Origin of the sequence: Mycobacterium gordonae (assembly GCF_001417955.2) — a bacterium.
In the GTDB taxonomy this organism is placed as follows: domain Bacteria; phylum Actinomycetota; class Actinomycetes; order Mycobacteriales; family Mycobacteriaceae; genus Mycobacterium; species Mycobacterium gordonae_B.
Window position 1 is genome coordinate 1 of sequence record NZ_LKTM01000099.1, and the last position, 4,388, is coordinate 4,388.

A 4,388-nucleotide genomic window follows, 5' to 3' on the forward strand; every position below is an offset into this window, starting at 1 on the left:
CGGCATCCCTGACGCTGACTGATCCGAAGGGGTAACACGTCCGAACAATGAACAGATCCAGATACGCCACATAAGCGTGATTCCAGTGCTCCCAGAACCAGTCCCAGGGTGAGGACCTGGGCGCGGGCGTCGGCGTTGGCCGCCAGAGTGGCCGCGATCGTGGTGATCGACGCTGCGTCGCCCAGACCGAGCAGTTCAGCGGTCGTTTCGGCGGCGCTGTGGTGGGTCAGCAGGTAACTGTCACGGGCCAGGCAGTCGGCGACAAAGATCGCCGCGCCTTTGGGTGCGGTCTTGCGGGCCAACAGCTTCTTCACGAAGTCCCGCCGTACGGTGAGTGCAGCTGCGCCGAGCTTGTTGAGCGCCAGCACCTTTCGCCGCTCCCGCTTTTCTGCCTCGGCCTGCTCGGCAGCAATCCTCTGCCGCTCAGCCTCACGTGCGTCGTCGTCCAGATCGACAGTGCCCGCCGCATCGCTGCCTATCAGCCCGGCATTGCGGGCGAACCAGGAATCGACGGTGAGTCCGGCGGCGTGGTAATCGCGGCAGAAGTATTGCGGCACAAACACGGTGACCTCCGAGACGGTGGACGCATGACGCAACCCCTCTGCGGGCACGGCGTCCGGGTCGTCCTGGGTTGCCCAGTCCACGTCGTCCTCGTCCACCACCTCGCCGGTCTGCGCATCGACTAGGCCGTCGGACTCGTAGAGCAGCACCGCCCAGTGAGCGGGGTTGGTCACCGCGCTCTCATCGACTGGGGCGTCCTCGGCGGTGCGCAACCGGTTCAGCGGCACACAGTCGGGGTCGAAGGAGCCGGGGGTTTCCTGCAGCCAGGTGAATCCCTGCTCGATAAAGGCTTGCGCTGCTTTGGCTTCGGCCTCGGCGGTGATCTTCTCCTGGCGCAGTTGGGCCACCACGTGCTCGAAGCGTCGGCTGCCCGCAGCCTGCATCAGGCGGTTCACCGCACCGGGCAGGTCCTCGAACTCCACCAGGGCCGCAGCCTCTTCCAGACTGAGTTGGCCGTCGGTCAAGCCCTGCATCGCGGTCTGAGACTTCGCCGCCACCGTGGCGGCTTTGACGGTGTCCTTGGGGACCGAGAGCTTCCTGGCGACCCCGGTGATCGATGCCCCGGCGTCGATCATCTGCTGGATACCGCGCGCCCGCTGAGCAGCGGACAGTTGCAGGCGCTGATCGTTCTCCACGATCTGCTCGGTCAGTCGCTGCACGATGTGCGCCTTGTCGTCAACGTCGGTGACCTCGCGCACATAGACAGGCACGGTGGGCAACCCGACCTCTCGCGCAGCCAGTGTGCGGCGCTGCCCGGCACGAACCACCACCTGGCCATCGGGCAGGCGGACGGCGGCGATCGGGATCAAGACTCCGTTTTCTTTGATGCTGGCCAGGAATTGGCGGTCCAGCGCGGCGTCGTCGCGCACGTTGGTTTCCAGGACCAGCGTCATCGGGCAGATGTGCTCGATGGTGCCTTGGTCGCGGTTCTCAGTGCTGGGGACGAGGGTGTCGGACATGTCGGTACCTTTCAGGAAGTGCGGCTCCCGCTGGGACGCCTGTTCTTTTTGCCTTCTGGCACCGATGATTTGGCCGGTGCAGGCCCAGCGCAGTGCAAGGTCCGGGCGCAAAGTGTTCGGCGCGAGCGTGCGAGTGCTGCGGACACTTTGCGAGCCATCGGCCCGAAGCGAAGCGGAGGCCGCGGCCTTGCGCGCAGCGGGTCGCCGGCCACAATCGAGAGCCAGAAGGAAAAGCCAAAAGGCACGGGCAAGGCCCGCCAGGGCCGCCGCCCGTGACCCGAGCAGCGCCGCAGGCGCTTCCATTCGCCCTGATCGCCGTGGCACCGCAGAGGCCCTTGAGACCTAGTTCGGAGCGAGGCGCCGACGACCCGCTCGCCGTCACCCCGCTCTACCTCTCCGAAGGAGGAACAATCGGTCCCGTCTTCAACGCAGCGGTAATTAATTTCAGCGAGGCATGAAAGCCCACCAATGTAGTGGGCTACGTAGCGCCAGGCATTCAGGAAGGCTCGAGTCAATCATCGGTAGCGGCATACTCTTTGAGTAACTCGTCATCGAGCTCTGCGTGAAACGCGGGCACCCATCGACCCAGAATGACAGTGCGCGTGAGGTGTTTGGTTCCCGCGAGCAGCCGCCGGCGCTCGGGTCCTGGTTTGGTCGCGCCGGCCCCATCGATAATGGCGGCGGCGCGCTGGCACAATTCCGCCGCAATGCTCCAGACCAGCGCGGCCGTTGGACTGTGGCGCTCATCGCGGTCGATCAAGCGTGTCAGTGCGGTAATCCGCTGCGGGTCAGCGTCAAAGTCCAGGAGCAGAAGCCGCGCGTACAGGTCACGGTACGCCTCGGTGCGTGAGACCATGACTGGCTCGATTGGAGAGCCGATATTCACATATGGTGGGTCGGGGTCTTCCTCGTACAGACTGCAATTGGCCGCGTAGACCCAGGCCAGCGTCTGGTCGTCACTGAGCACGGGACACGACCGCCGAATCGGCGCCGGCCTTGCGACAGGCACCCGAGCACGCCTTTGGCCTTTCCGGCGGCGAATGGGTGCGGCATCGATGTTGCGCAAGAGGATGATTGAGGAAGTAGCGGGTAGAAAGCCTGCCCCCGGCGTGGTCGTACTGCGGTTCCCGCCGAATCAGACCCCGCGCCTCCAAATCCTTCAGCCGGCGCAATACCGTGCTTCTGCCGGCACCGGATTCCGCGGCCAGAGTACGCACTGTGGGGGTGCACGAGAAGCTGCGATCAACTTTGTCCGACAGGAGAATCAGAAGTAGCCGCTCGGTCGGAGGAAGGTCGTCTGCACTGATTGCCCAATCCCGCGCACTGATAAATGGGGCCAGTGAGTTGTGGCGCTTCATGCGGCGACGATCCACGGCAGTACAGCATCTCTGACGGTCAGCAGAACTGAATCACGCTGGGGGCCAGAAAGATTGTCAAGACTGCCGATGGAGCGGCAGCCGAAGGGATCCGCCATCCCGACCACGTCAGAGGCAGGGCCAGGTTCCCCTGCCAGCGCGGACACCGCCGCATTGACCCAGCGCATCCCGCCCCCACGTTGACACGGCGACGCAGCGAACAACAGCGCAGCCAGCACCGGCTCGGTGTGGACTTTCCAAATCTCAGCCGACGAGGAGACCGCTCTGGGCTGTACGGAGGGGGTGTGCAGAAGGGCGCATGCCAATACGATTGCGCCCTCATACGATTGGACGTGATCAGTGGGGTCACACATTCGGGCCAAGTTCCTTCGTGCAGTGGTCACCAACAGGGGTGCCGTCAACGATATTGGCCATGCAGCCGTTATGCGACGCCCGATCGAAAATTGTTCTCAGCTGCAAGGATTCTGGTCTCAATTTGGCCCGCGGGTCGACCACGCAACGACTCCGGGCACCAAGGATCGTGCCGGGCCGGGCGCGCAACAAAATGCATTGTTCCCTTACAGATCGAGGACGAAGCGCAGTGCTTGATCAAGGGCTTGCATCTGTTCTGGACCAAGACGTTGAGTGGTCGTGCCAGTCGCGTCACGGAACGCGCGGCTTCCAGGTCGTGCACGCCGACACCACCCCTTGGGTGAGGTCCGCGCACTGATCCACTGCGCCCGACGATAGGTCTCCAACCAACCCCCATCAGCGGGACCTGATCGCCGCATCCGATTCGAGGCACGCGAGTGACGAAGCGCATACGACTGAGTGGTTCAGACTATTAGATACTATCATGTATCGTATGCGTTAGCTAATCGGATGCATTATCGTCTTGGCCGGTAATGCGGTCATGACCCACCCACGAATACGAATTGCGGGAACCCGAAATGTCGTTTGTCACCATCACTCCCGAGTTGGTCGAGTCCGCGGCAAAAGACCTGGCCGGGATCGGTACTACGCTGCAGGAGGCCGGTTCGGCTGCAGCCGCGTCGACGACCACCGTGTTGGCCGCCGGCGCCGACGAGGTATCGGCGGCCATTGCTGCGCTGTTCAGCTCCCACGGTGCGGCTTATCAGGCGGTGAGCGCCCAAACATCGGCGTTCCACGCCCAGTTCGTGCAAATGATGACCGCCGGCACCGCGTCGTATGCGTCGGCTGAGGCAGTCAACGCCAACCCATTGCAAAGCGTTGAACGTGAGCTGCTGGGCGCGATCAATGCGCCGACGAACGCGCTGCTGGGTCGCCCGTTGATCGGTGACGGCGCCGCCGGCACGGCGGCCAATCCGAACGGGCAGGCCGGTGGTCTGCTGTGGGGTAACGGCGGCAACGGCTTTAACGGCTCGGGCGGAAACGGCGGTGCGGCGGGGCTGTTCGGCAACGGCGGCGCCGGCGGTACCGGAGCTGTTGGCGGCGTCGGTGGCACCGGGGGCGCCGGGGGCTGGTTGTACGG

General features: G+C 64.2%; 4 protein-coding genes. 1 reads left to right on the plus strand and 3 read right to left on the minus strand.

What is annotated here, in order from left to right; all coding sequences use genetic code 11:
* The 3 genes from AO501_RS10285 to AO501_RS40680 all read right to left on the minus strand — a co-directional run.
* Positions 1 to 1,520, minus strand: a 1,520-nt coding sequence (locus AO501_RS10285) for a ParB/RepB/Spo0J family partition protein (RefSeq protein WP_055577617.1), incomplete at its 3' end; no start/stop codon positions are given.
* A gap of 511 nt (positions 1,521 to 2,031) precedes the next feature.
* A complete protein-coding gene (locus tag AO501_RS10290; protein WP_156452455.1) occupies positions 2,032 to 2,487 on the minus strand; it encodes a hypothetical protein in 456 nt (151 codons plus the stop codon).
* Complete coding sequence (locus tag AO501_RS40680) at positions 2,477 to 2,878, minus strand: helix-turn-helix domain-containing protein (protein WP_082658533.1); 402 nt, start codon at positions 2,876 to 2,878, stop codon at positions 2,477 to 2,479. The genes AO501_RS10290 and AO501_RS40680 overlap by 11 nt, the downstream gene beginning before the upstream one ends.
* Before the next feature lie 947 nt (positions 2,879 to 3,825).
* On the opposite strand from AO501_RS40680, the gene AO501_RS10295 reads away from it, so the two are divergent.
* Positions 3,826 to 4,388: PE family protein (locus tag AO501_RS10295; protein WP_156452456.1), on the plus strand; the 563-nt coding region annotated here is incomplete at its 3' end.

Bases quoted from the DNA above. Each gene is read 5' to 3' on its own strand.
- AO501_RS40680 (WP_082658533.1), bottom strand. From the start codon at position 2,878: ATGAAGCGCCACAACTCACTGGCCCCATTTATCAGTGCGCGGGATTGG.